Consider the following 24,610-nt stretch of genomic DNA (forward strand, 5'->3'; position numbering starts at 1 on the left):
CGGCGGTGTCGCCGGACAGACGCCGGGCGACGGGACGTCCCCGACCGGAGGAGGGAACGGCCGATGCGCGGCGGAAGCGACCTGGCCGGGCGGACGGCGCTGGTGACCGGCTCCTCGCGCGGGCTCGGCCTGCTGATCGCGGGCGAGCTCGCCGACCGGGGCTGCCGGGTGATGCTCTGCGGCCGCGACGAACTCGCCCTGGAGCGCGCCGTCCGGCGGCTGCGCGACCGCCCCGGCGAGGTGGCCGCCACCGCGTGCGACCTGACCGCCGCCGACGCCCCGGCCCGGCTGCTCGGCGCGGTGCGGGAGCGCTTCGGCGCCGAGGTGGACCTGCTGGTCAACAACGCGGGCCTGATCCAGGTCGGCCCGCTCGCCACCATGCAGGAGCAGGACTTCCGGCGGGCCCACGAGCTGATGGTGATGGCGCCGCTGCGGCTGGTCCAGGCGGTGCTGCCCGTGATGCGGGCGCGCGGCGCGGGCTCGATCGTCACCATCGGCTCGATCGGCGGCAAGGTCCCGGCGCCGCACCTGCTGCCGTACGTGACGGCCAAGTTCGCGGTCACCGGCCTCTCCGAGGGGCTCGCGGCGGAGCTGGCGCCGTACGGGATCAGGGTCACCACCGTCGTGCCGGGGCTGATGCGCACCGGTTCGCAGACCGCCGCCGAGTTCGCCGGGCAGGCCGGACGCGAGTACGCCTGGTTCGCCACCGCCGCCTCGCTGCCGCTGCTGTCGACGGACGCGCGGAGAGCGGCCCGCCGGATCGTGCGGGCGGTCGAGACCGGACGCCGCGAGCTGGTGCTCACCCCGCTCGCCAAGGCCGCCGCACGCGCCCACGGGCTGGCGCCCGCCACCACCGGGCGGCTGCTCGAACTCACCGCGCGGCTGCTGCCGCCCGCCGGGTCCGCCCCCGAGCACAGGGTGTCCGGCGTCCGGGCGGCGGCCCGCCACCGGCGCGGCGGCCCGGTCGACCGGCTGACCGTCCTCGGCCGCCGGGCCGCCCGCTCCCACAACGAACCGACGGCGTCCTGAGCCGCCCCCGGACGGCCCCGGCCCCGGCGAGGACATCCCAGCGAGGAGCACACCATGAAAGCCGTGACCCGGCACGGACGCCGCGACATCCGCGCCGACTCCGTCCCCGACCCGGACGAGGTCACCGCCTTCGTCGAGGGAAAGTCCGCCACGCACCGCGGGCCACCGGCGGAGGCGCCGGCCGCGTACCAGCCCTGAGCGGCGCGCCATGGCCGCAGGACGCGGGCGCCCGCGGCGCCCCGGCAGGCCCGGTCCGGCCTCTCGCGCCAGGCCGGACCGGGCCGCCGGGCGGGCTGCCGGGCGGGCCGCCGGGCGGGCTGCCGGGCGGGCCGCCACCCGCGGGCCTGAGCGCGGCGGGGAGCAGGTGCCGGCCGGGCTGCGGACCGCCGCCGGGTACGCGTGGCGGCTGGTGGCGCTCGGAGTGGCCGTCTACCTGGCGGTCACCGTGCTCACCCGGCTCGAACTGCCGCTGATCGCCCTGTTCCTGGCCCTGGTCATCACCTCCGTGCTGCGCCCGGCGGTCGACCTGCTGTCCCGGGCGATGCCCCGCTCGCTCGCCGTCCTGCTCTGCCTGCTCGCTGCCGTCCTGTTTGGCCGGCGGGGTGCTCGTCCTGGTCGGGACGACCGTCGCCGGCGAGTGGAGCCGGCTGAGCGACGAACTGCACGGCGGGCTCGGCCGGATCGACCGCTGGCTCACCGGCGCCCCCTTCCACCTCCCCCCGGGCTCGGTCACCGATCTGAAGTCCCGGATCGGCGAGTTCGTCGCCACCCACCGCTCGGCGCTGCTCAGCACCGCCCTCAGCGGCGCCGGGCGGGTCGTCGAACTGTTCACCGCGCTGGCGCTCGCGGTGTTCTGCTCGGTCTTCTTCCTGCACTCCGGCGACCGGATGTGGAGCTGGGCGCAGCGGCAACTCCCCTCCCGCACCCGTCCGGTGTGGCAGCGGGCGGGCCGCGCCGCGTGGCACACCTTCGCCGGCTACACCCGCGGCGTGCTGATCGTCGCGGCGACCAACGCCATCCTGGTCGGCATCGCCCTCGCCGTCCTGCGGGTGCCCCTGGTCCTGCCCCTGGTCGTCCTGGAGTTCGTCGCCACCCTCATCCCGCTGATCGGCTCCCCGATCGCCCTGGCCATCGCGGCCCTGGTCGCGCTGGCCGCCCGCGGCCCGGTGGTGGCCCTGCTGGTGCTCGGCCTGATCGTGGTGATCGGCCAGATCGAGGGCCATCTCCTGCACCCCCTGGTGCTCGGCTGGTCGGTCCGCATCCACCCCGTCGCCGTCGCCCTCTCCGTCGCCGGCGGCGCCGTGCTCGGCGGCGTCCTGGGCGCCATGGTCGCCGTCCCGGTGGTCTCCGTCGCCTGGGCGGTGATCGGTGCCCTGCGCCGCGAGGACGCCTCGGAGGAGTGAGCGGGGGAATCGTGCCCGACGCGCCCGCCCGGCGGCCTTCGGCAGCCGGGCGGGCGCGTCGAGGCCGTGCGGGCGGTGGTCGGACCGGCCGGCCACCAGGGGGTCCGAGGGTGCGTTCTCGGTCAAGCGGCCGTGCGCCGCCGGGCACGGGCCGGTGCGCTCGCGCCGCTAGGTTCTCGCGGACGGGGTGGGCCGAGGAGCACCGAGGAGCGGCATGAGTGTGGGAGAACGGGCCGCTGCGCTCGTCAGGGTCAGGGGCATGGGCATGCCCGGCCGCGATCCCGGGGAGCCGCACCGGACCGCCACCTCGCTGGAGCTCCTCTTCGACCTCTGTTTCGTGATCGCGGTGGCCCAGGCTTCCGGCGGCCTGAACACGGCGGTGACCGAGGGGCACCCCGTCGGCGGGGCCCTGCGGTTCGCGGTCGTCTTCTTCGCCATCTGGTGGGCCTGGATGAACTTCACCTGGTTCGCCTCCGCCTACGACCCGGACGACGTCCCCTACCGCCTGTCGGTGCTGGTGCAGATCACCGGCTCGCTGATCCTCGCCGCCGGCATCCCGCTCGCCTCCGGGAAGGGCGACCTGCGTGTCGTCATCTGGGGATACGTCGTCCTGCGCACGGCGCTGGCCGTCCTGTGGCTGCGGGTCGCCCGGTCGGACGCGCCCCGGCGCCGGACGGCGCTGCGGTTCGCCGTCGGGGTGACGGTCTGCCAGGCGGGCTGGCTCTCGACGCTCCTCCTGCCGCAGGCGGCCCGGCTGCCGGCCGTCGCCGCGTTGATCGCCGCGGAGGTGTGCGTGCCGGTGTGGGCGCAGTCGGCGGGGATGACCCCGTGGCATCCCCGGCACATCGCCGAGCGGTACGAGCTGTTCCTCCTCATCGTGCTCGGCGAGTCCGTCGCCGCCGCCGCGGAGGCGGTGCGCGACGCCTTCGGCCGCGACCACCACGCGGTGGCGCTCTCCCTGTCGGCGGGAGGCGGTCTGCTCATCGTCTTCGCGATGTGGTGGCTGTACTTCGCCAAGCCCGCCCACACCCTGCTCGCCACGACGCACCACGGCCACCGCAAGCGGTTCACCTGGGCGTACGGGCACTACCTGGTCTTCGCGGCGGCGGCCGCCGAGGGAGCCGGCCTGGCCGCCTACGCCGAACTGATCGGCCGCCCCTCCGTCGACCCGTTCCTGCCGTCGGCGGCCGGTGCCGCGGTCACCGTGCCGCTGGCGGTCTTCCTCCTCGCCGCATGGACCGTCCACATCCGGCCGCACCCGCACCGGGCGGTCGAGCGCTTCGCCTTCCCCGCGGGAACGCTCGCCGTCCTGGCGGCCACGTACTCCCCCGCACCGGCCCTGACCGCCGGCCTGGTGGCGGCGGCCCTGGTCGCCGTCGTGACCGTGAGCGCCCGCCTACTCCCAGCGGACGCGCAGCTCCTTCAGCCCGTTCTGGAAGTTGGAGACCAGCCGCTTCGGCGGCGCGTCGGACGCCAGCCGGAGCCCGGGCAGCTCGGTGACGATCCGGCGGATCAGGGCTGACATCTGGATCCTGGCGAGCCGGGCGCCCACGCAGAAGTGCGGGCCGAAGCCGAAGCTGACGTGGTCGTTCGGCGTGCGGGCGAGGTCGAGGCGGTCCGGATCCGGGAACACCGATCCGTCCCGGTTGGCCGAGGCGTGGTAGACCACCACCTTGGCACCGGCACGGACCGGCCGCCCGGCCAGCACGGTGTCCCGGGTGGCGGTGCGCCGGAACTGCAGGACCGGCGGCCAGAACCGGAGCAGTTCCTCCGTCGCCGGGGCGATCAGGCGGGGCTGCCGGGACAGCCTCCGGTACTGGCCGGGGTGGGTCAGCAGGGAGTGCAGGCCACCGGGCAGGCCGTTGCGCAGGGTCTCGTTCCCGGCGACCGCGAACAGGAAGAACATCGTCTCGAACTCACTGGTCCTCAGGCCGGCTTCGCACATCCGGGCGACGATGCTGCCCGGCGGCGGCTGTTCGGCGAGCGCGTGGGCGTAGGCGAACATGTCGGCGAGGGCGGCGCGGGAGCGCGGGTTGAGCGGGCGGCCGTCGGGGGCGGTGCGGACGGTGGGACGCAGGGCGAGCGCGGCCCTCCCCGCTTCGGTGAGGGCCGACGGGTCCGCCGTGCGGGACTCGGCGTGGTCGGGGTCCTGGTAGCCGATCACGCGGTTGGACCAGTCGACCAGGAGCTGCCGGTCCTGCTCCGGTACGCCCAGGATCCGCGCCAGCGTCCACACCGGCAGATCGGCGGCGACCGGCACCACGTCCGCCTCACCGCGCGGGCGGAGCGCCGTGACGAGTTCGGCCGCGCGGTTCTCGATGGCGGCGGCCAGTTCGCGCAGCGTCCGCGGGGTGAAGGCGGCGGCGACGGCCCGGCGCAGCCGGGAGTGGCCGGGCGGGTCCTGGTTGAGCATCATGGTGCGGGCGAAGGCCAGGTCGGCCGGCGTGTCGGGGTCGCGGATCTGGGTCGCGCCCAGGTGCGAGGAGAAGTCCTCCGGGCTGCGCAGGACGTGTTTGACGTCGGCGTGGCGCAGCACCGCCCAGTAGCCGGGGCCGGCCGGCCACTCCCCCACCGGCGGCTCCTCCACCCACCAGAGCGGCGCTTCGGCCCGCAGCTCGCGGAACAGCTCGTACGGCACACCCTCGGCGTACGTCCCGGGCAGGAAGATCCGGTTCACCCGTGCCTGATCGACCGTCACGGGGGTGGACGGTACGGCAGGGGCGGGGTGTGCGCCAGGGTGCGCGCGGGCGGGGCCCCGCCCGGGGTGGGTCGGCTCAGGCGGCGAGGTCCGCGAGTTCGCGCAGGTCGATGCCGCGGCGCAGGGCGCGCAGGTCGGCCTGGAGGTCGGACGGCGGGACGGCGAGCACGGTGCAGCGGGCGTGGGTGAGGCAGTAGCGGCTCACCGAGCCGCCCCGGAAGAGGCGGCGCACGGTGGTGCGCAGCGCGCCGTGCCGGCCGGCGCCGACCACCAGCAGGTCGTCCGGCCGGTCGGCCAGCGAGGTCAGCACCGGGCCGACCTCGCCGCGCACCACCTGCGGCTCGACCCGGACCCCGGCGGGCAGGCCGCCGAACGCCTCGTCCAGGGCCCGCGCCAGCTGCGCGTCGGCCATCTCCTGCCAGGCGCGGAGCAGCGGCGGGCAGGGGCGCAGCCGGTAGTTGTACTCACCGCCGGCCGGCGTCCAGGCGAGCACCGGCACCAGCACGGCGCCCCGGTCGCGCGCCTCGTCCGCCGCCCGGTGCAGGGCGGTCAGGCTGTGCAACGATCCGCTGACTCCGACGATGACGCGCGCGCCGTCCGACATGATCCTTCACTTTCCGGTGTTCGATCCACTGAATGCTTAGCGATTATGGTTCCACAGGGCGCATAAGCCTGCAAATCGAAGGCTTTAACTGTATATGGCCTTGCATCGCCGGACCGCCGACGCCCCCGGGCGGAGATCGGACTGGCGGCGGCGGCCCGGGACGGGCGCTTCCCCGCGCAGTGGAAGCGCGACCGGATGACGTGGATCAAACCCTCCTTCCTCTGGATGATGTACCGCTGCGGGTGGGCGACGAAGGAGGGGCAGGAGACCGTGCTCGCCGTGGAGATCGACCGGGCGGGCTTCACGTGGGCGCTGGAGCACTCCTGCCTCGCGCGCTACGCACGCGGGCTGCACCCGGACCGGGCGACCTGGCAACGCGAACTCAGGCGGGCGCCCGCCCGGGTGCAGTGGGACCCCGAGCGCGATCTGCACCTGCGACCGCTGCCGTACCGGTCCCTGCAGCTCGGGCTGGCGGGCGAGGCGGCGCGGCGGTACGCGGACGAGTGGACGGTGTCCGTCACGGACGTCACGCCGCTGGTGCGGCGGATCCACGGCCTGCTGCGCGACGGCGAGACGGAGGCCGCGCGGCTGCTGCTGCCCGAGGAGCGGCCGTACCCGGTGGCCCCGGGCGCGCCGGCCCACGTCCGCGGGTGACCGGCGGGCGCGGGCGGCATACGATCAAGGGGTGTCCAAGCCTCGTGATCGCTCGTCAACGGCCGCCGCGTCGGCCTGCTCGTCCGCGTGGGCGGCCTGCTCCGGGGACTCCGTGCTGTCCATCGGGTCGGTGGGCTCGGTCCTGTCGATCGGATCGGCCGGGTCGGTGCTCTCCATCGGGTCGGCCGGCAGCGTCCTGTCGATCGGGTCAGCCGGGTCGGTGATGTCCGTGCTGTCCGCCGGGTCGTGGCTGAGCGTCGGCTCGCTGCTCTCCGCGAACTCCCGCTGGTCGGTGCTGTCCTGGCGCTCCCGGGGCGGGCTGCTGGCCGCCGGCGCGGTGGCGCTCGCCACCGGCGCGGTGCTCGCCGGCGGGGCGCGTCCGCGGCGCCGCGCCGACTAGGGGCCCGGGGGTGCCGCAACGGCAGCTGTCGCTCCTGCGCAATCCGGCGTTCTGGTACGTGACCGCACTGGCCGCGATGTGGCCGGTGCTGCGACTGCTGCCCGCCGAGCAGGTGCGGGCACTGCGGGAGTGGGCCTCGACCGACCTGGACAATCTGCGGCCCTGGCCGGACGGCCACCCCGTCGGCTCACTGGCGGTGTCGGCGTTCGTCCCGCAGGACACCGTGTGGATCTGGCCGGTGTTCGCGCTGTCCGTCTTCGCGGTGGTCGGCGCGCTCGGCGGCGGCCGGGCGGTGGCGGCGCTGGCCCTCGTGCACGTGACGGCGACCGCGCTGACCGAGGGGCTGGTCTGGTGGCGGATCGAGCACGGCGCGCTGCCGGCCGAGGCCGCGCACGCCCTGGACACCGGCCCCTCCTACGTGGTGGTCGCGGCGCTGGCGGTGGCGGCCTGCCGGGCCCGCCCGGTGTGGTCGCGGGCGGTGTGGCTGCTGATGCTCGCGGTCGCGGCGCCCACCCTGCTCGGCGGCGTCGCGGACGGCGAGGTCGCCGCCGTGGGCCACCTGGTCTCGCTGCTCGCCGGGCTCGCGGTCGCGGCCGCGCACCGGCTGGGCCTGCCCCCGGTGGTCCGCCGCGGCGCGGCACGGGCGCCGCGTCAGGCCGAGCGGGTGCCGTCGAGGTAGGCGAGCACGGCCAGCACCCGGCGGTTGTCGTCGTCGGAGGCGCTGAGTCCCAGCTTCGCGAAGATGCTGGAGGTGTGCTTGCTCACCGCGCCCTCGCTGAAGTGCAGCCGCTGGGCGATCGCGGCGTTCGAGCGGCCTTCGGCCATCATCGCCAGCACCTCCCGCTCGCGCGGGGTGAGCAGGGCCAGCGGCCGGTCGTCGGCGTTGCGGGCGAGCAGGCGGGTGATCACCTGCGGGTCCATCACGGTGCCGCCGGAGGCGACGGTGCGCAGCGCGTCCATGAACTGCCCGGCGTGGGACACCCGGTCCTTGAGCAGGTAGCCGACTGCCCCCGCGCCGTCGGCGATCAGCTCCCGCGCGTACAACTGCTCGACGTGCTGGGAGAGCACCAGGACGGGCAGGCCCGGCCGGGCCCGGCGGGCCGCGAGGGCGACCTGGAGGCCCTCGTCGGTGAAGGTGGGCGGCAGCCGGACGTCGACCACCGCGATGTCCGGCCGGTGCTCGGCCAGCGCGGCGGCGAGTTCCGGGCCGCTGCCCACCGCCGCGACGATCTCGTGCCCGTGGGCGGTGAGGAGGAGGGACAGGCCGTCCCTCAGGAGGTAGAGGTCCTCGGCGAGGACAACGCGCACGGTAGCTCCATGGTCAGCCGGGTCGGTCCGCCCGGGGGGCTGATCAGCGTGAGCGTACCGTCGAACGCGGCCAGCCTGCGCTGGATGCCCAGCAGGCCGGTCCCCCGGCCGGGGTCCGCGCCGCCCCGGCCGTCGTCGGTGACCTCGGCGCGCAGCAGCCCGTCCACGTGGACCAGGTCCACGGCGGCGTGCCTCGCGCCCGCGTGCTTGACCGCGTTGGTCAGGGCCTCGCTGACCGCGTAGTAGACCGCCGACTCGACCGGGGACTCGGCGCGGCCGGGCAGCTCGGCCCGCACCTCGACGCGCAGCGGCACGTCCAGGGCCAGGGCGCGCAGCCCCTCCGCCAGGCCGCGCTCGGCGAGCACCGGCGGGTGGATGCCGCGGACCAGGTCGCGCAGCTCCTGGAGCGCCTGGGCGACGTTCTCCTGCGCCTCCGTCACCACCGACCTGGCCCGGTCCGGGTCGCGGTCGATCAGCGCGGCGACCGCGCCCAGCCGCAGGCTCACCGCGACCAGCCGGGCCTGGGCGCCGTCGTGCAGGTCGCGCTCGATCCGGCGCAGCTCGGCGGCCTGGGCCTCGGTGACGTCCAGCCGGGTCTCGGTCAGCTGCTCGACCCGGCGGGCGAGGCGGGAGCGTTCGGTGGGACCGAGCAGGGCGCGTGTCCAGCGGCCGTGCAGGCGCAGCGCCGGGCCGGCCAGCGCCGGGCCCGCGGCGGTCAGGGCGAGACCGAGGGCAAGGGCCAGGAGGGCGGCGGGGACGGGGCCCGGCCCGGGCAGCGGGAGGGCGGTCCCGGCGAGGAGGTGGGCCAGGGCGTGGGTCGGGGTGGAGGCCAGGGTGTACAGGCCGCCGGCCAGCAGCAGCGGCGGGGTGGCGGCGATGGCGCCGCCGACCACCGGGTTCAGTACGACCCAGAGCACGTCGCGCCAGGTCGCCGGATCCTTCCAGAGCCAGCGGATGGTGCGCGAGACGCTCGCGAACCAGCGGTGCCTCTGGTAGTCGTGCCCGGTCCAGAACCAGCCGTGCAGGGTGCGTTCGAGCCCCGGGCGCGGCAGGTACGGCGGCGGCACCGGCACTCCCGACCAGCGGCCGGCGCAGGCGCGGGCGAGGCCGGCGGCCGTGCGGGCGAGCCGGGTGGTGGCGGGGAAGAGGAAGAAGATCCCGAGGCCGAACCAGAGCACGAAGCTGCCCAGGACGACCACCAGCAGCAGCAGTTCGGCGGGGACGACGGCCGTCAGCACCAGCAGCCGCCGGAGGGCGGCGCCGCTGCCGCGCAGGGCGGCACGGGCGGCGGGCAGCGTACGGTTCACCGGGCCTCCGGTCGGTGGGCGGTCGTCGCGGGCGGACGCGGACCGCCGGGGTGACGGTCCGTCGCCCGGTCATGGTCCCAGCTCCCCCGACGGGGCCGGGCAGGCGGGGCGGGCGGGGCGGGCGGGGTCATCGGGGCAGGCGGGGCGGGCGGGGCGGTCCGGGTTGGCCAGCCGGTGCGCCGCCCGCACGCAGAACGCGCCGAGCAGGACGAACACCACCGCCACCGCGATCCGCCGCAGTGCGGGCCCGGGCAGATGGAGCACCAGGAACCAGCTGCGCGCGGTCGGCGCGAACAGCGTCAGGGCGAGCGCCACCAGGCCCTGGGGCGCGATCAGCAGGATGCCGACGGTGGTCAGCAGCCCGGCCGCCGCCGACCGGCCGCGCGAGACCTCGGCCGCCGCCCCCGCGGCCCGCCGGCCTCCGGTGCGCGACGCACCCTCGCGCGGCAGGCCCTTGCGCAGCGTGTCCAGCAGCTCGGGGCCGCTCGCCTCCAGTCGGCGCGCCGCGGCGCGGCCCAGCCCCCACGCGGACAGCGCGCCGGTGAGCAGGCCCGCCGGCAGACCGGCCCAGCGCAGCGGCGCGCTGGACAGCACGGTCCCGGCCAGCACCACGCCGGCCGCCGGCAGCGCGGCGAGCAGTTGCAGCCAGAACGCCGCCAGCCCCTGGGCGCGGACGTGCTCGGCGCTGTCGTCGGCGAGGTCGTCGAGCGGGCTGCCGCCGGGACGGTCGGGGGACGGCGCGGCGCCGAGCACCGACATCAGCGGGATCAGCCCGGCCGCGGCGCCGAGGACGGCCGGCAGCACGGCGCACACCCACGGCAGGACGCCGCCCGGGGCGAACGGGAGCGCGGCGGCCGTCAGCAGCAGCGCCACCGGGGCGGTGACCAGCAGCCAGGCGGCCTGCCGGGCCCGGACGTCGACCCGTTCGGTCCCCGGCACCACCAGGTTCAGCCAGAACGCGCCCGCGTCCAGTCCGTACAGGTTGACGCAGAACGCGCCGGCGAACAGCGCGGCGACCACGCCCGCCCAGGGCAGCAGCACGTCGAAGCCGTCGAGCAGCGGGAGCAGGCCGGTGAACACGCCCGTCCAGAACGCGGTCCGCAGGAACCGGGCCCGGCGGGGGTCACGGCGCCAGAGCAGCAGTTCCTTGCCCAGGACCGCGCCCGCCGGGGAGTCGGGGAGCAGCCGGCGCCCGACACCGGAACGGGCGGCGGCCGACCGGGGGCGGTGCGCGCCGCCGCGCACCGGCTGCCGGGAGAGCAGCGCCGCCCAGGCGGCCAGGAGCAGGCCGCAGACGGCGCCCAGGCCGCCGAGCGCGGCGGCGGCCGTCGGCCAGTCCGCCCGGCGGGCCGCGTCCACCGCGACCACCGCCCAGCCCGAGGGAAGCGCCCGCACCGCGGTGGCCGTCCCGGCCGCCCACTCCCCGGTGCCGAGCCGGGCCAGGAAGCCGATCGCGAACCAGCCGGAGTTGAGGCAGGCCATCACCAGGCCGACCAGCAGCGCGGACAGCTCCCAGCCGAGGCGGTGGCGCAGCACGCCGCCCAGCACCTGCGGGGTGACCTTCGCCAGCAGCACCACGAGGAGCAGTTGCAGCAGCACGGCGGGCACCGCCACCAGGCCCGCCGCCGGCCCCTGGCGGGCGCCGTAGACGAACAGCCCGCCGAAGGCGACCAGCGCCAGCACCGGGGTGACGCCGACGAAGGCGGCGCCGAGCAGCCCGAGCGCCAGGCTGCGCGGGCGCAGCGGCACCATGGCGAACCAGGCCGGCCGCAGGGTGGCGTCACCACCGGTGACCAGCGGCCCGAGCGCCCACCCCAGGGTCCACAGCAGCTGGGCCAGCGCCAGCACGCCGAACCCGGCCCCGGGGGTGGCGTAGTCCGCCCGGCCGAGCAGCGCGGTGCCGACCGCGCCTGCCCCGCCGGCCACCGTGGCGACGACCAGTCCGGCGGCCCGGGGGCCGGACATCGACCGCCGCAGCACGCTCGCCTTCATGCCGGTGAGCACGGCGACCGCGACGCGGCCGCCCGCCGCCCGCGGGACCGTCAGGACGCCAGCCACTCCAGCCCCTCCCCGCCCCCGGTCCGGGCGCCGACCAGCTCGACGAACACGTCCTCCAGGGCCCGCCCGCCCCGCACCTCGTCCACCGTCCCGGCCGCCGCCACCCGGCCCCCGGCGATCACCGCCACGTGGTCGCAGAGGCTCTCGACCAGGGCCATCACATGGCTGGAGAGCACCACCGAACCGCCCGCCGCGACGAACCGCCGCAGGATCGTCCGGACCGTCGCCGCCGACACCGGGTCGACCGCCTCGAACGGCTCGTCCAGCACCAGCAGCCAGGGCCCGTGCAGCAGCGCGGTGGCCAGGCCGATCTTCTTGCGCATCCCCGTGGAGTAGTCGATCACCGCCGTCCCCGCCGCGTCCGTCAGCTCCAGCACGGCCAGCAGCTCCTCCGCCCGGGAGTCCACCGTCCGCCCGTCCAGGCCGCGCAGCCGTCCCAGGTAGCGCAGCAGCTCCGCGCCGGTCAGCCGCTCCGGCAGCGCCAGGCCGTCCGGCAGCACGCCCACCAGGGCCTTGGCGCGCAGCGGATCGGCCCACACGTCCACGCCGAACACCTCCGCCCGGCCGGCGTCCGGCCGCAGCAGCCCGACCGCCATCGACAGCGACGTCGTCTTGCCCGCCCCGTTCGGCCCGACCAGCCCGTAGAGCGAGCCGCTCGGCACGGTCAGATCCACCCCGTCCACCGCCCGGTGATCCCCGAACCGCTTGCTCAGCCCCGTCAGCCTCAGCGCCGGAACGTCCCCGCCGTCCACCTGCACCGCACCCTCCCGCCCGCACCCGGTCCGCCCCCTCCGGGCGGCCGATGGAAACGCTAGGACGGACACGATCGAGGCGGAATCCACCCTGCTTCACACTTCGAGGTGGGTCCAGCCCCACCCCCGCCCTGCAGCTCTCCTCCGCCCCTCGCCTCTCCGCTGCTCCGGCCCACCCGCGGAGTCGCACCGCGCGGCCTTCCGGGCCCGGGACGACAGCTGGGAGCGCTTCAACGGGCGGACGAGCGCCGGAGCGATCCGCCTCAGCCACGAGGGACGCGGGTTCTCCACGTGGCCGGCCGTCACCGGTCCGGAGCGCGGCCCCCTGTGGGTCGACCGCCGCGCGACCGGCGGCTCCCTGGAACCGCTCACCGACCGGAGCGGCCGCCTCGGCTTCCGCGAGTGGTACCTGGACCGGCCGCCCGGCCACCCGGGAAGCACACGGCCGCGGAGCGGTCCACCGCCGGTCAGGGGCCGAGGATCCCGGCCAGGCGGGCCGCCTCCGTGCGGACGCGGCGGGGCGCCCCGGGGGCGGTGAGGGTGGCGAGGGCGGGGACGGGGGTGCGGACGGCCTCGGCGGCCGCGCAGTCGGCGGCCAGGGTGAGGACGGCGGCCAGACCGCGGCGGGCCGGGTCGGCGGCGAGGTCGGTGAGCATCGCGGTGAGCACGGCGAACACCGGCCGGCCGGCGCCGCCGCGGGCGGCGTCGGCGAGCACGGGCAGGAACCGGTTCGGCTTGGCGACGGACAGCCGCCACAGCGCCGCGAGCCACTCGCCGAGCTCCTCCGGCCGCAGCCGGCCGCGTGCGGTCAGCGCCAGCAGGGCGTCCAGGGCCGCGGTGCGGTGCTCGGCGCGGAGGGCGGTCATGCCGTAGGCGAGCAGGAGGTGGCTCACCGGCCCGGGCTCGCCCGGGAGTTCCGTGAGCCGGGGCAGCAGCGGGCCGGGCTGCCGGGGGCCGGCGTCGGCCGCCTGCGCCGCCACGGTGGAGAGGCCGTGCGCGGCGACCGTCTCCGGGTGCCACGGCGCCACCCAGGGCAGCTGGGCGAGCTGGGTGGCCGACGTCCGGAACCCGGCCGCGAACCAGTCGCTCCCGGTCGGGTCGGGCAGCGTGTGGAGCAGCCCGGTGACGCCCCCGGACGCGGGCACGGACGCGGACACGGTCGGCGCCAGCGGGGCGATGCGCGGGTACTCGGACGCCGACCACCCGTCCGGGCGGCCCGGGGCCTGGACGTGGAACCCCCGGGGTGCGGGCAGCGGCGTGTCGGGCGGCAGGTCGCAGCCGAGTCCGGCGGCCGCGGCGCGGACGCCCGGCCGTGCGTCCGGCGCCACCCGGAGCAGCGCCTGGGCCAGGTCGACGGGCCAGGGCCGGGCACCGGCCGCGCGGTGCGCCGCGAGCCGTTCGGTGAGCACGGCCGGATCGAGGGTGCCGTCCGCGCCGGTGGGGGTGGCGAGCAGCACCGGTACCGGCGCGTCGGCGACGCCGCACGCCGCTTCGAGGACGCGCAACGCGGGGACCAGGGCGGGGCCGCGCCTGGGGTCCGGGAGGGCGAGCAGTTCGGCCGTGAGCGCGGCGGACCGGTGCTCACGACCGGTCAGGGCGTCGAGCAGGCACCCCAGCGTGCCCCCGACGGTGCCGATGCCCCGGTGGACGGCCTGGTCCTCCCCGTGCCGCGGGGCGAGCGGGGCGAGCGCGGTCCCGAGCGCGGCGGCGTCGCGCTGCCGCTCGGCGACCAGGGCCGCCAGCACGACCTCGAACTCCCCGGGGTCGGGCATCGCGTCGGCCAGCACGGCGGCCAGCCGCTCGGCGAGCTCGAACGGCCCGGCCGGTGCGGCCGGCAGCTCGGCCGGCCGCACCGGCCGGAGCACCGGCGCGGGCGGTTCCCGGTGCTCCCCGGCCACCGCGGGCCGGGCGGCCGGGGCGGCCAGCAGCCGCTGCGCGTCCGCCCGCAGGGCGGGGCCGAGCGCGGCGGCGGCGCCGCGCACGGACTCGGCGGTGGCCGGGTCGGCGGTGTCGGCCAGGCGGCCGGCGACCAGCCGCAGGGCGCGTTCCTGGACCTCGGGCGCCGGGTGGGCGAAGGCCACCGCGAGGGCGGGCAGCAGGTCGTCGGCCCGGACCGGATCGCGGCGCAGCACCGCGTCGGCCCAGCCCAGCTGGACGGTGGCGAGCGCCTTCTCCGGCCGGGCCAGGACCTCGGCCGTCAGCTCGGTGAACAGCTCGGCGGACAGCCGGAGGTCCACGGACCGCAGGGCCGCCTGGGCGGCCTTCGCGGCGGTCGGCGCGCCGTCGGCGGCCAGCCGGACGTGGTCGCGGGCCCGGGCGGTGACCTCCTCGGCGTCGGGGGCCAGTTCCGCGTACAGCCGCAGGAAGCCGCGCAGGTTGCCGGGCCGCTCGCCGCGCAGGAGGAGGCCCAGGCAGAGGTCGATCAGTTCGGCGCGGTCCAGCAGGCCCTCGCCGGCCAGGGCGGTGAGCGCCTTGGGCCACTCGTTGTCGGGCCCGAAGCCGGCCGTGTGCGGGTCGGCGAGCTCGGTTCCGGCGTCCGGGACCTCGAACAGCCGGCGGACGAACTCGGCGAGCCGGGGCTGGGCGCGCAGCCAGCCGAGCAGTGTGTCGTGGTGCGGCACCGCGGCGCGCAGGCCCTGCTCGGCGAACCACTCGCCGATCTCCTGGTGGGACGCGTAACGCACCAGCCCGCCCTCGCGCAGCCAGCCGGTCAGGTAGCCGTCGGTGGCGGGGACCTCGGCGCCGGACCAGACGGCGAGGCCGTGGGCGATCAGCCAGCGGAAGGCGTCGCCGCGCGCGGGCAGCCACTCGGCGAGCCGGACCGCGAGTTCCCGCTGGAACGCCGCGTCGCGGTGCGGCAGCAACAGGACCCGCAGGACGGCGTGGGCGTCGGGGTTGGTGGAACCGCCGTCGGGCAGCGGCCAGTTGACGGCGAGGAGGCGACGCGCGGTGAGCCAGTCCAGGGCCTCCGCCGGGGTGGCGGCGGAGAGGATCCCGGCGAACTGCAGGGCGGCGAGCTGGTCGTACGCCGCGGCGTAGCGCCGCCGGTCGTTCGCGGAGAGCTCCCGCGTCAGCTCGGTGCGCAGCTTGCGCAGCGGGGCGCGCAGGTGGCGCAGTTCGGCGGCGGGCACGGGCGAGAGCCGGCCGATCACGCCCTGCGGCACCCGGGCGGCGATCAGCGCGCGCACCTCGTCCCAGCCGATCGTCCCGCTCGTGGGACCGGTCATGACGTTCCTCCACCTGCTCCGACGCGATGGGCGCGAACCTAGCGGGCCGCACCGACAGCGGGACCGCCGGCCGGACCGCCGGGACGGGCGAGCCGCCCCCGACCCGCCTCCCCGGCGCCCCCGGCCGCCCCGGACCGGTCCGCGGTCACACCGGCCGGAGCACCGCGGCGAACTGGGGCAGCGCCAGCAGCAGCAGAACCGTCCCGGCCTCGATCCAGCGGTACTTGGCGCGGATGATCGCACTGGTCACGACGAGCGAGGCGAGCAACGGTCCGGCCGGGTCCCGCCCGGCCCGTTCGAAGGCCCGGCCCAGGCGTCCTCGGCCGGTCCGCGCGCCGATGTGGCCGAAGTAGCCGGGGCCGCTCGCACCGTCCCCGCGCCCCTTGCGGTGGCGCGGGGCGATGGCCCAGACGAAGCAGCCGACGGCGCACAGGGCGCTGAGCACGGCCGTCCACCACAGGAGGCGGGTGTCCCAGCCGTGGGCGGCCGCGGCACCGTCCCTGCGGGTGAGCGGCACGAACGCGCCGAGGGCCGCCCCGGTGAAGGCCAGCAGGACGGCGGCCTTGGTGTCGGCCCTGGCCAGTTCGGTGCCGTTGGCGGCCAGCAGGCGTTCCATGGCCGCCACCGCCCCCGGGGTCGGAGCGCCCGGAGCCGACGTCCCCCGGGCGCTCGGTGCGGCTGTCGGGCTCACAGCGGCCGCCCGTTCACCGACCCGTTCACCGACCCGTCGAAAGCTCCGTTGACCGATCCGTCGGCCCAGCCGTCGGCCGGCACCCGGACCCTGCCGAACTCCGCCCCGGGAGGCGGCGGCGGTCCGGGGACCGAGCGGCCGAGCGCGACCAGCCGGTCGCGCAGCAGCCGGGAGAGTTCGTGCTGCTCCTGGGGCGTCAGCTTGCCGAGCAGCCCGGCCACCGCGTCCTGCCAGTCCGTCGCGCCGCGCAGCAGGTCCGCGTGGTCGACCGTCCAGTCCAGCACCTGGCGGACCTCCTCCGGCCGGCGGGCCAGCCACAGCGCCGCGAGGTAGACCGGGCCCTGCTGGACGGCGTACCGGCAGAACTCGTACTCCTTGCTGCTCTCCTCGCTCCAGCCCCTCGGCGGGGCGGCGCCGCCGCCGTCGCCGAGACGGAGCTCGCTGCCGTGCTCCCGCGCGCCGACGTCCGTCACCCGGTAGCCGAGGCCGCAGTCGGCCATCAGGTGCGGCGCCGCCAGGTACTGCATCACCTCGGCCGCGCCGAAGTCCTGCCCGGCGGCGGCGAACTGCTGGTGGAGGTGGTGCAGCCGCCGTTCGAGGTCCTTGCGCACCGGGTACCAGCCCCGCACGGTGCCGGTGCGCACCACCTGCACGGGGTCGTGGGCCCACCAGAGCACGTGCACGTCGAAGGACTCCGTGCCGTACGCGGTCGGGACGCCGACCGCCCGCACACCCGGCCGCTCGTCGAGCTGGACCAGGTACGCGCCGTCGTACCCCCACAGGCCGCTGCGCACCGCCGCCGGGCCGTCCTCGTCCGGGAGCAGCCGGCGGCGCAACGGCCCCGCCAGGTGGTACAGCCCGTCGCGGTCGCGCAGCACCAGGGCCCGGTCGCGCCGGCCGGACCAGCGGTGGCCGAGGATCTCGCGCCAGGGGGCGCGGGCGGCGCGGGTGTAGACGGGCGGATCGAGGTCGGCGGTCATCGGGGGGTTCCTCCGTTCGGGTGGGCGGCCGCGGGGCGGGGCTGCTGCTCGCCGTGCCGCCAGGCCGCCAGGGCGTACCGGGCGACGGACCGCCCGGGGAGTTCCTGGTCCTCGTCGTTGTCGATCTCGACGAACAGGCGCATGACACCCAGGTGCAGGTCCTGGGCGAGCGCGGTGAACAGCGTCTCGACGGCGGTGCGCCGTTCGGCGTCCCAGGCGGCGGTGCGGCACCAGCCGACGAGCGCACGGCAGGTCGCGTCGAAGCGGGCATCGTCGTCCAGGGCGCGGCGGACGAGTCCGAGGAGGGGCTCGGTGTGTTCGCCGACGCTCAGCACCTGGGCCCCGAACCATCCCGGGTCGTCCCACAGCAGCCCGGGCAGGACGTCCAGCACGAGCGGCGCGGCGTCCGGGCGGTCCGCCCAGCCGGTGAGCTTGCGGAAGACGGTCGCCTGGTTCCCCGCCGCGAACAGGGCCCGCAGGGCCAGCGTCACGGCCCTCGCGACCTGCCGTTCGTCCCCCTCGGTGCCCCGGTAGGCGCTGCGCAGCAGGGTCAGCGCGACCTCGGGGCGGGCGGTCCCGAAGTCGGAGCCGCAGGCGAAGGCCACCGTGGACCGCAGCCGCCAGCCGCCTTCGACGCTCCACCGGCCCAGGTGGTACTTGACCTCGCCGGCGAGGACGAGGTCGCGGGCCGCGATGCCGAGCGCGTAGGCGGCCGTGGTGCGGCTGTGCGCGCGCTCGGAACCGGCCAGCTCGCGGATGTGCCGCAGCGCCCGGCGCCCGCCGCCCCAGCTCGCGGCCATCCCCATGACGTGTCCGACCGGCACGGCGAGGTCGGACTCCCGCGCGGGGACGGTGTCCAGCCACTCCGTCAGCAGCGTGGACAGCTCGCTGTACTGCCGCCAGACGTGCCGCAGGACGGCCTCCGCCTGCCGGTGCCGGGTGAAGACCACCGGTTCCACCGTGTAGGTGAAGCGGCTGTGGGCGCGGATCTCGGCGGGCCCGCGCCGGGCGCGGACGGAGAGCAGGAGCTCCTCCAGCGACCGGCGGAACACGAAGCGCGGGTTCGGCCGGGGCTGCTCCCGGCTCGGGCGCGGGCCCGGGCCGTCCGGGTCGCCGCCCTCCGGGAGGACGGAGTCGAGCCGGCCGGCGGCCAGTGCGAGGAGCCGGTCGGCCTCCTCCCGGACGATCCGGTGGTCGAGCCCCTCGAAGACGCTGGTCGCCAGCAGGAAGGCCAGGCCGTCGGGGTCGTCGCGGAGCCCGTCGAGGAGCTCGGGCACCTCCCCCTCCGCGAGGAAGCTGAGCCGGGCGCGCAGGTCGTCGGGGTCGGGGCCGTCGTCTCCGGCGGTGCTGACGGTGGCGACGAGTTCGGCGACCTGGGCGGGGACGAGTTCGGGGGTGAGCAGGGTGTCGAGCAGCTCGGGCCCCAGCGCGTCCAGCAGTCGCCGCCGCCGGGCCGCGTCGGGCACGGCGGCCGTCAGCCGGGCGTCGAAGACGGCCCGGGGCGCCGGGGGTTCGCACCGCACCGGGGTGACGTGCAGGTCCCGGGCCAGGGCGCGGATGCGCTCCGGCTCGTGCGGGAGGAGGACCACCATCCGGGCGTCCGCGTCGTGGAGCAGGCGGCGCAGGTTCGCGACGACGGCCGGTCCCAGCGGGTGCTGCGGGAGGAGGCCGTGCACGAGGTAGCCGCGGGCGCCGGCGCCGGTGGGGCGCCAGGTGGCGAGGTTCTCGTCGCCGTCGAGCGCGCGGAGGTCCGGGCTGCCGCCGCTGTGCCGGTGGAGCAGGTTCAGGGCGGCCGTCCGGCGCCCGGTGCCGGGCTCACCGTGGAGGAAGAGGACGCGTTCGTCGAGTTCGGCGAGCGCGGTGGCGAACCAGTCGGGTTCGGCGAACCCCGTGCGGGCGTCGAGGATCTCCGACACCGAGATCGGCCCTTCGTGCGCCTCCACCGGCCGGTCGCCCCGTCCGCCCGGCACGCCGTTGTTCTCGACCCGCTGGCCGCCGTGCACGGAGCCGGTGTTGATGTTCCCGTTCGGGGCGTAGATGAAGGGCCGGCCGGCCCGGAAGGCGGCGAGCTCGTCGTCGAGGTCCGTCAGTTCCTCGGCCGGACCGGCGGCGGCCGCGGGATCCCCGGCGGCGTCGGCGGCGCTCACCGGTGGTGCTCGTGCTTGTCGCCGTGGACGGTGTCGCCCTTGGTGCCCTCGACGTAGTCGCCGCCGACCGAGCCGATGGAGCGGACCGACTCGCCCCGCACGACGTTGCCGCCGACGGCGCCGCGCATGGTGTTGGTGACGGCCTGCCCGCCGTACACGGTGCCGCTGTTCACGTTGCCCCCGTCCGCCCGCTGGACCGTCGGGGGCGCCGCCGGCGCCGGGCGCCGCTCCTCGCCGACCGGCGGGTGGCCCTCGGCGTCCGCCCGGCCGGTCTGCTGGTCGCCGGTGGCGGCCGGGTCGTCCAGGAGGCGGCGGTCGTAGAGGTTCCCGGAGGGCGCGGGCACGTAGAGCCAGGCCCGCTGGTCGAAGCGCTTGCCCTCGACGGTGGCCGGTACCTCGATGAAGTGGTCCGGGTGCCGGCCGGTGTAGCCGCTCTCCACCGCGTCCTGGTAGCAGCGGTCGGAGAGGATCGCGGCGACGTGGGTCACGCTCGCCTTGGCGTCGGCCAGGACGGCCTTGACGGGGCGCGAGTCGAGCAGCCGGTGGGTGTCGTTGCGCGGCGTGCCGTTGCCGTCGAACTCGCCGCCGCCGTCCGGCAGCGGCCCGAGGTGGAGGCTCACCCTCAGCCGGATGGCCACCGTGCCGACGGTGTGCACCTTGAACTCGCCGAGCAGTTCCTGGAGGGTGTGCAGCCAGGGGTGGATCACGAACGGCATCCACCCGGGGTCGAAGCCGAAGACGTAGCCGTCGCCGGTGGAGGCGGGGAACCTGCGGTCCAGCCAGACCTCGGACAGGCCGGCCTGCTCGAAGGACTGCCGGAGCAGCTCCGGGATCGCCCGGCTGATCGCGCCGTGCTCGACGGCGGGGTGGCCGGTGAAGTCCTTGGCGTCGACGGCGACGATCCCCCGGTACGGGGGCAGCCGCCGGCTGCGGCTGTAGGGCAGCGCGCTGGCCTCGGGGAAGCGGCTGGCGTCGGTCGGGGGTCGGCCGGACTCGGACATCGGACTCCTCGGTGGGCTCGGTGCGGAGGTTGCGCTCCAAGCTTCCCGAGGACGCCGCCCGCCGTGTGCTCGCGCGGTGCGGAACACCGGTGACGGACGTCACACGAACTGATGACCGGTCAACCCCGGTGCGGGGCGGACGCCGCGCCCCGCAGGGCGGCCGGGTCGCCGACGACGATGCGCCGGCGCCCGCTCTCCACCCCCAGCGGCGCCAGTTCGGCAAGGCCCGCGGTGACGGTGTTGCGGGAGACGCCGAGGTACTGCGCCAGGTCGTCGCGGGTCAGGGCGAGTTCGACGCCCGCTCCGGGTCCGCCCGGGCCCGCGGAGAGTTCGGCCAGGGCCGCCAGGGCGGCCGCCAGCCGGGCCACGGCGTCCCCGCCGCCACGGGCGCGGTCCGACTCCCGCAGCCGGCCGAACGCGTAGCGGACCATGACCGGGTACAGGTCGTGCTCCGCGACGAACCGCAGGAACGCCTCCCGGCCCACCACGGCCACCGTGCACGGCGCTATGGCCTCGACGCTCGCCGAGCGCACGCTGTCGTCCAGCACCGCCACCTCGCCGAGCACCTCCCCGGGGCCCCGGAAGGCCAGCAGGGTGAGGTCCCCGTCCGGCTCCCGGCGGACCACCTTGGCCACGCCGGTGAGCAGCGCGAGCACATGGGTGCCCGGCTCCTCCTGCCGGAGCAGGACACCGCCGGCGGGGTGCCGTCGCTCGTGCGCGCCGGCCAGCAGGGCGCTCCAGGTCCGCTCCCCCATGAGGTGACGCAGCGTCCGGTCCGTTCGGTCCGGCATCGCGCCGGCGCGGGCATCCATGCGAAGACGATAGGAGACCGCCGGGGGCCGTGTGCGGGCCTCGCCGGGAAAGCCGGCGAGGCCCGGCGGGCGCGGGGCCGGGTCAGGCCCGGCGGCGGGCGGCGAGGACGGTGTGGACGAGGACGCCGACGAGCAGGAACAGGACGCCCTGGTAGACGGCGGCGTAGCCGGCGCCGGCGACCAGCCAGGCGGAGAAGCCGAAGGCGCCGAGGGCGAGGGTGAGGTCGCGGGCGAGGCGGGCGGGGGCGACGCGGTCGCGGGCGCCGCGCAGCAGCCAGTACAGCTGGGCCGCGCTGGAGAGGAGGTAGGGGACGGTCGCGGTGAAGGTGGTGACCAGCACCAGGGTGTCGAAGGCGGCCTTCGCGCCGGAGGCGAAGTCGAGCACGGTGAGCAGCGAGGCGAGCGTGACGCCGGCCAGGACGCCGACGACCGGCACGCCGCGGCGCTCGGTCGCGAAGACGGCCGGGAACAGGCCGTCCTTGGCGGCCGCGTAGGGGGCCTGGGCGGAGAGCAGGGTCCAGCCGTTGAGCGCGCCGGCCATCGAGACGAGGGCGGCGACGGCGACGGCGGTGCCGCCCCAGGAGCCGCCGAAGACGGCGTTCACGGAGTCGGAGAACGGCGCGGTGGAGTGGACCAGCCGCTCGTGGGCGACGGTGCCGAACACGGCGAGCGTGCCGAGCAGGTAGACGACGGCGGCGCCCACCGTGCCGAGCACGCTGGCCCTGCCGACGTTGCGCTCCGGGTCGCGGACCTGGCCCGCGCTCATCGCGGCCGACTCCACGCCGAGGTAGCTGAAGAGCAGGATCGCGGCGGCGGCCGTCATCCCGCCGAGCCAGCCGTCGCCGGTCGCGTCGAAGGGGCCGAGGTTGGCCGGGTCGAAGGAGCCGAGGCCGGCCACCGCGACGACCAGCAGGGGGACGAACTTGAGGACGGTGGAGACGAGTTGGACGGTGCCGACGTAGCGGGTGCCGGCCAGGTTGGCGAGCGCGGGCAGCCACTGGACGGCCAGCGCGCAGCCCACCGCGAGCGGGGTGGAGCGGCCGACGGCGGGCCACAGCACGCCGAGGTAGCCGACGGCGGCCACGGCGAGGGCGGCGTTGCTGACCCAGGTGGTGATCCAGTACGACCAGGCGGCGATGAAGCCGGCGAAGTCGCCGAAGGCCTCGCGGGCGTAGACGTAGGGGCCGCCGGTGCGCGGGTCGCGGCGCGCGAGCCGTCCGAAGACCAGGGCCAGGGCGATCGCACCGGCGGTGAGCACGGCGAAGGCGAGCAGGCTGACCGTCCCGTACGGGGCCACCGCGGCGGGGATCATGAAGATGCCGCCGCCGATGATGTTGCCCATCACCAGGGCGGTCGCGGTCGGCAGGCCGAAGCGGCGGACGGCGGACCGGGGCGGCGGCGCCGGGGCCGGGGAGGGCGCCGCCGGGTTCGGCGGCGCCGGGGGTGCCGGGGACGCCTTCCGGGTCACGGCCGGGCTGGTCTGCATGAGGGTGTGGTGCCTTTCCTGGTCCTGCGCGCTCGGTGGAGCGGAGGCCCATGCTCATGCAGGCGGCACCTTGTACCAAATCGGCGGGATTTGTCCTTTGGACCGGCCCGCCGGCCGGAAAACCTCCGGTCGGGCGATGGCCGGACGGGCACTCGTCCCGCACCCGTCACCGGGGGTGCCGGGGACGCCGGGAGTGCCGGGGACGCCGGGATCCGCGCGTCCGGCCCCGGCACCCCCGGCCAGCGTCACTCGGCGACGAAGGTGCTGCCGCTCCACTCGAAGACGTCCAGCGGGACGCCCTCGTGCTCGGCGGTCCGGCCGGCGCGCCGGAAGTGCTCGTACCGGTTGCCGACGAGGACCTTGACGACGCTCTCACCGGCGCCGACCTCACGCACGCGCGCGAAGTCGATTCCGGCCGTGCCGCCTTCGAGCAGGATGTTCGCCTTCGGCTCCGTCATCGTGATACCTCCGGGGGGAGTGGCCGGCGAGAGCCGGCCCGGGGCCCCGAACCTACGCAGCCGCCCGCCGCCGGATAACCCCTAGCGGCGGCATTCCCGGGTCGGTTAGGGGGGTCGGAATCCGGCCGCGGCGCGCCGCGGCCCTCGCCCCGTCAGCCCGCCGAGTGCCGCAGGATCTCCAGGACCTCACCGGCGATCGCGGCCTCGTTCTGCTCGAACACCGGCCCGGTGAGCTGGTCGGTGCGCTCCGGCAGCCCGGTGAGCACGGGGGTGTGCAGGTGACCGCCGGGCAGCTGAGGGGCGAGCTCCAGGCGCAGCCGGTTGCTGCGGTAGGCGACCTCGTTGGAGAGGTAGCCCCCGCCGCCGCCCGCGACCGCGCGCGAGCCGGGGGTGGGACCGTCCGCCCGGTCGACCGGCGCGCTCGCACCGGCCGGGATCTCGGTCACGGTGGTGTTCAGCTTGACCGGGAACGGTTGCTGCACGGCCGTCATCGGCCCGGTGGGCAGGCTGGTGGCGATGAACTCCGCACCGGGGCCGAGCCCGGGGGCGGTGACGGGGTGCTCGCGGGTGCCGCCGGAGAGCACGCCGGCGTTGTCGGGGTAGGGGTCGGCGGAGCGGGAGCGGCCGGCCCAGGCCTCCAGGGTGAACAGGCCGGGGTAGCCCTGGCTGACGGTGGTGACGAGGTCGGCGGAGCGGTGGCCGGGGGCGAGCCGCGGGCCGAAGGCGCGCTCGACGATGCCCCGGTCGAAGTCGCCGTAGCGGACCGGGAACACCACCGCCTGGATCTCGGCGGGGGTGCCGTCGGCGAGGGTGATCCGCCGGCCGTCCAGTTGCAGCACCGCCGAGCCCGAGGGATTGGCGCGGCGCGGCTCGGCGTCCAGGCCGAAGGGGTCGAAGCCGCTCACCAGGATCCGGCGCACCCCGGGCCGGGCGCCGAAGCCGCTGTCGGTCAGCCCGCGCGAGGCGTCCTCGAAGCGCTGCCGCAGGGCCGCCGTATCGACCGTGAAGTCCGGCTGCCAGCGCGCCAGTTGGATGGTCATGGCGACCCTGGTCCAGTACAGCGGGCGGTCGTCCCCGGCCGGCAGGTCGCCACCGGGGCGGCTGCCCCGGGCCCGGTCGACGCCGGCCCGCCAGAGCGCCTCGCCCCAGGCGTCGACGATCCGGCCGGCCCCGGCGGCGCCGCGCGCGGCGCAGAGCGCGGCGGGGAAGCGGCGGACGAAGTCGCCGAGGCCGCCGCGGTCGGTCAGGGCGGCGGTCCGCGGGTCCGCGGTGCGCGCCTGCTCCCGGTCGAGCGGCACGGAGTCGACGCTCCGGCAGGAGGGGCGGGCCGGCTGCGCGGTGGCGGCGGTGGCGGGGAGCGCGGTGGCGGCGAGAGCGCCGATGAGGGTCGCGGCGAGCGCGACCCGGCGCCTGGCGATCGTCATGACGTGGACACTACAGATGCTTCCCGGCGTTCACCAGAGCGCCTCGCCGCCACCACGGACCGTGATCGCGGAGGGCGCCCACACCCGGAGATCCCCGACAGAACGGGCTCCGGCCCCCCTGGCGAGTCACGCCCCGTAGCGGTTTACTGGGAGTGAGCAGGGCAGGAGACG

At 76.7% G+C, this 24,610-nt stretch carries 20 protein-coding genes and 2 pseudogenes; 7 read left to right on the plus strand and 15 right to left on the minus strand.

Annotated features, from left to right (window positions below):
* Positions 1 to 63 precede the first annotated feature (63 nt).
* From ABT093_RS28790 to ABT093_RS28805, 4 genes and pseudogenes are all read left to right on the plus strand, one after another.
* Positions 64 to 1,029 (plus strand): SDR family NAD(P)-dependent oxidoreductase, encoded by a 966-nt coding sequence (locus ABT093_RS28790; protein ID WP_350569404.1) that lies wholly within the window; start codon positions 64 to 66, stop codon positions 1,027 to 1,029.
* Between the two features lie 54 nt (positions 1,030 to 1,083).
* Positions 1,084 to 1,227, plus strand: coding sequence for a hypothetical protein (locus ABT093_RS28795; RefSeq protein WP_350569405.1), 144 nt, complete (start codon positions 1,084 to 1,086; stop codon positions 1,225 to 1,227).
* A 404-nt stretch (positions 1,228 to 1,631) separates the two neighbouring features.
* On the plus strand, positions 1,632 to 2,432 hold the full coding sequence (locus ABT093_RS28800; RefSeq protein ID WP_350569407.1) for an AI-2E family transporter: 801 nt from the start codon (positions 1,632 to 1,634) through the stop codon (positions 2,430 to 2,432).
* A gap of 265 nt (positions 2,433 to 2,697) precedes the next feature.
* Positions 2,698 to 3,801, plus strand: a pseudogene (locus tag ABT093_RS28805) (low temperature requirement protein A); the annotation flags it as partial.
* Between the two features lie 27 nt (positions 3,802 to 3,828).
* Here the strand turns inward: ABT093_RS28805 and ABT093_RS28810 are convergent.
* Together ABT093_RS28810 and ABT093_RS28815 are read right to left on the minus strand one after the other, a co-directional pair.
* Positions 3,829 to 5,130 (minus strand): cytochrome P450, encoded by a 1,302-nt coding sequence (locus ABT093_RS28810; RefSeq protein ID WP_350569408.1) that lies wholly within the window; start codon positions 5,128 to 5,130, stop codon positions 3,829 to 3,831.
* Positions 5,131 to 5,206: 76 nt separating this feature from the next.
* Positions 5,207 to 5,734, minus strand: coding sequence for a universal stress protein (locus ABT093_RS28815; RefSeq protein ID WP_350569409.1), 528 nt, complete (start codon positions 5,732 to 5,734; stop codon positions 5,207 to 5,209).
* An 84-nt stretch (positions 5,735 to 5,818) separates the two neighbouring features.
* Here ABT093_RS28815 and ABT093_RS28820 point away from each other — a divergent pair.
* The 3 genes and pseudogenes from ABT093_RS28820 to ABT093_RS28830 all read left to right on the plus strand — a co-directional run.
* Positions 5,819 to 6,388, plus strand: a pseudogene (locus tag ABT093_RS28820) (DUF4291 domain-containing protein); the annotation flags it as partial.
* 31 nt (positions 6,389 to 6,419) lie between these two features.
* Complete coding sequence (locus ABT093_RS28825; RefSeq protein ID WP_502884340.1) at positions 6,420 to 6,788, plus strand: hypothetical protein; 369 nt, start codon at positions 6,420 to 6,422, stop codon at positions 6,786 to 6,788.
* Between the two features lie 10 nt (positions 6,789 to 6,798).
* Positions 6,799 to 7,467: a rhomboid-like protein gene (locus ABT093_RS28830; protein WP_350569411.1), complete on the plus strand. Its 669-nt coding sequence runs from the start codon at positions 6,799 to 6,801 to the stop codon at positions 7,465 to 7,467.
* On the opposite strand, the gene ABT093_RS28835 is transcribed toward ABT093_RS28830, so the two are convergent.
* The 13 genes from ABT093_RS28835 to ABT093_RS28895 form a co-directional block, all read right to left on the minus strand.
* Positions 7,440 to 8,096 (minus strand): LuxR C-terminal-related transcriptional regulator, encoded by a 657-nt coding sequence (locus ABT093_RS28835; protein WP_350569413.1) that lies wholly within the window; start codon positions 8,094 to 8,096, stop codon positions 7,440 to 7,442. The two genes, ABT093_RS28830 and ABT093_RS28835, sit on opposite strands and share 28 nt — an antisense overlap.
* Positions 8,060 to 9,403, minus strand: coding sequence for a sensor histidine kinase (locus ABT093_RS28840; RefSeq protein ID WP_350569414.1), 1,344 nt, complete (start codon positions 9,401 to 9,403; stop codon positions 8,060 to 8,062). The genes ABT093_RS28835 and ABT093_RS28840 overlap by 37 nt, the downstream gene beginning before the upstream one ends.
* Before the next feature lie 69 nt (positions 9,404 to 9,472).
* Entirely contained in the window at positions 9,473 to 11,461 is a 1,989-nt protein-coding gene (locus tag ABT093_RS28845) for a hypothetical protein (protein WP_350569416.1), read from the minus strand.
* The gene (locus ABT093_RS28850; protein WP_350569417.1) at positions 11,446 to 12,219 is read right to left on the minus strand and encodes an ABC transporter ATP-binding protein; all 774 of its coding nucleotides are present in this window, start codon (positions 12,217 to 12,219) and stop codon (positions 11,446 to 11,448) included. Before ABT093_RS28850 ends, ABT093_RS28845 begins: the two co-directional genes overlap by 16 nt.
* A gap of 461 nt (positions 12,220 to 12,680) precedes the next feature.
* Positions 12,681 to 15,440 carry a DUF7825 domain-containing protein gene (locus tag ABT093_RS28855; protein WP_350569418.1) on the minus strand — a complete coding sequence of 920 codons (2,760 nt, stop codon included), beginning with the start codon at positions 15,438 to 15,440 and terminating at the stop codon, positions 12,681 to 12,683.
* A gap of 145 nt (positions 15,441 to 15,585) precedes the next feature.
* The gene (locus tag ABT093_RS28860) at positions 15,586 to 16,056 is read right to left on the minus strand and encodes a Pycsar system effector family protein (RefSeq protein ID WP_350569420.1); all 471 of its coding nucleotides are present in this window, start codon (positions 16,054 to 16,056) and stop codon (positions 15,586 to 15,588) included.
* Between the two features lie 71 nt (positions 16,057 to 16,127).
* Positions 16,128 to 17,111: a hypothetical protein gene (locus ABT093_RS28865; RefSeq protein WP_350569422.1), complete on the minus strand. Its 984-nt coding sequence runs from the start codon at positions 17,109 to 17,111 to the stop codon at positions 16,128 to 16,130.
* The gene (locus ABT093_RS28870; RefSeq protein ID WP_350569424.1) at positions 17,108 to 19,258 is read right to left on the minus strand and encodes a hypothetical protein; all 2,151 of its coding nucleotides are present in this window, start codon (positions 19,256 to 19,258) and stop codon (positions 17,108 to 17,110) included. Before ABT093_RS28870 ends, ABT093_RS28865 begins: the two co-directional genes overlap by 4 nt.
* Positions 19,255 to 20,259 (minus strand): hypothetical protein, encoded by a 1,005-nt coding sequence (locus ABT093_RS28875; RefSeq protein ID WP_350569426.1) that lies wholly within the window; start codon positions 20,257 to 20,259, stop codon positions 19,255 to 19,257. Before ABT093_RS28875 ends, ABT093_RS28870 begins: the two co-directional genes overlap by 4 nt.
* Before the next feature lie 119 nt (positions 20,260 to 20,378).
* Complete coding sequence (locus ABT093_RS28880) at positions 20,379 to 21,071, minus strand: Crp/Fnr family transcriptional regulator (RefSeq protein ID WP_350569428.1); 693 nt, start codon at positions 21,069 to 21,071, stop codon at positions 20,379 to 20,381.
* Between the two features lie 82 nt (positions 21,072 to 21,153).
* Positions 21,154 to 22,557 carry an amino acid permease gene (locus ABT093_RS28885; protein WP_350569429.1) on the minus strand — a complete coding sequence of 468 codons (1,404 nt, stop codon included), beginning with the start codon at positions 22,555 to 22,557 and terminating at the stop codon, positions 21,154 to 21,156.
* 245 nt (positions 22,558 to 22,802) lie between these two features.
* Positions 22,803 to 23,015: a DUF5988 family protein gene (locus ABT093_RS28890; RefSeq protein WP_350569431.1), complete on the minus strand. Its 213-nt coding sequence runs from the start codon at positions 23,013 to 23,015 to the stop codon at positions 22,803 to 22,805.
* Between the two features lie 152 nt (positions 23,016 to 23,167).
* The gene (locus ABT093_RS28895; RefSeq protein WP_350569433.1) at positions 23,168 to 24,439 is read right to left on the minus strand and encodes a PA0049 C-terminal domain-containing protein; all 1,272 of its coding nucleotides are present in this window, start codon (positions 24,437 to 24,439) and stop codon (positions 23,168 to 23,170) included.
* Positions 24,440 to 24,610: the final 171 nt, after the last annotated feature.

It is taken from the genome of Kitasatospora sp. NPDC002551 (assembly GCF_040296005.1).
Taxonomy (GTDB): Bacteria; Actinomycetota; Actinomycetes; order Streptomycetales; family Streptomycetaceae; genus Kitasatospora.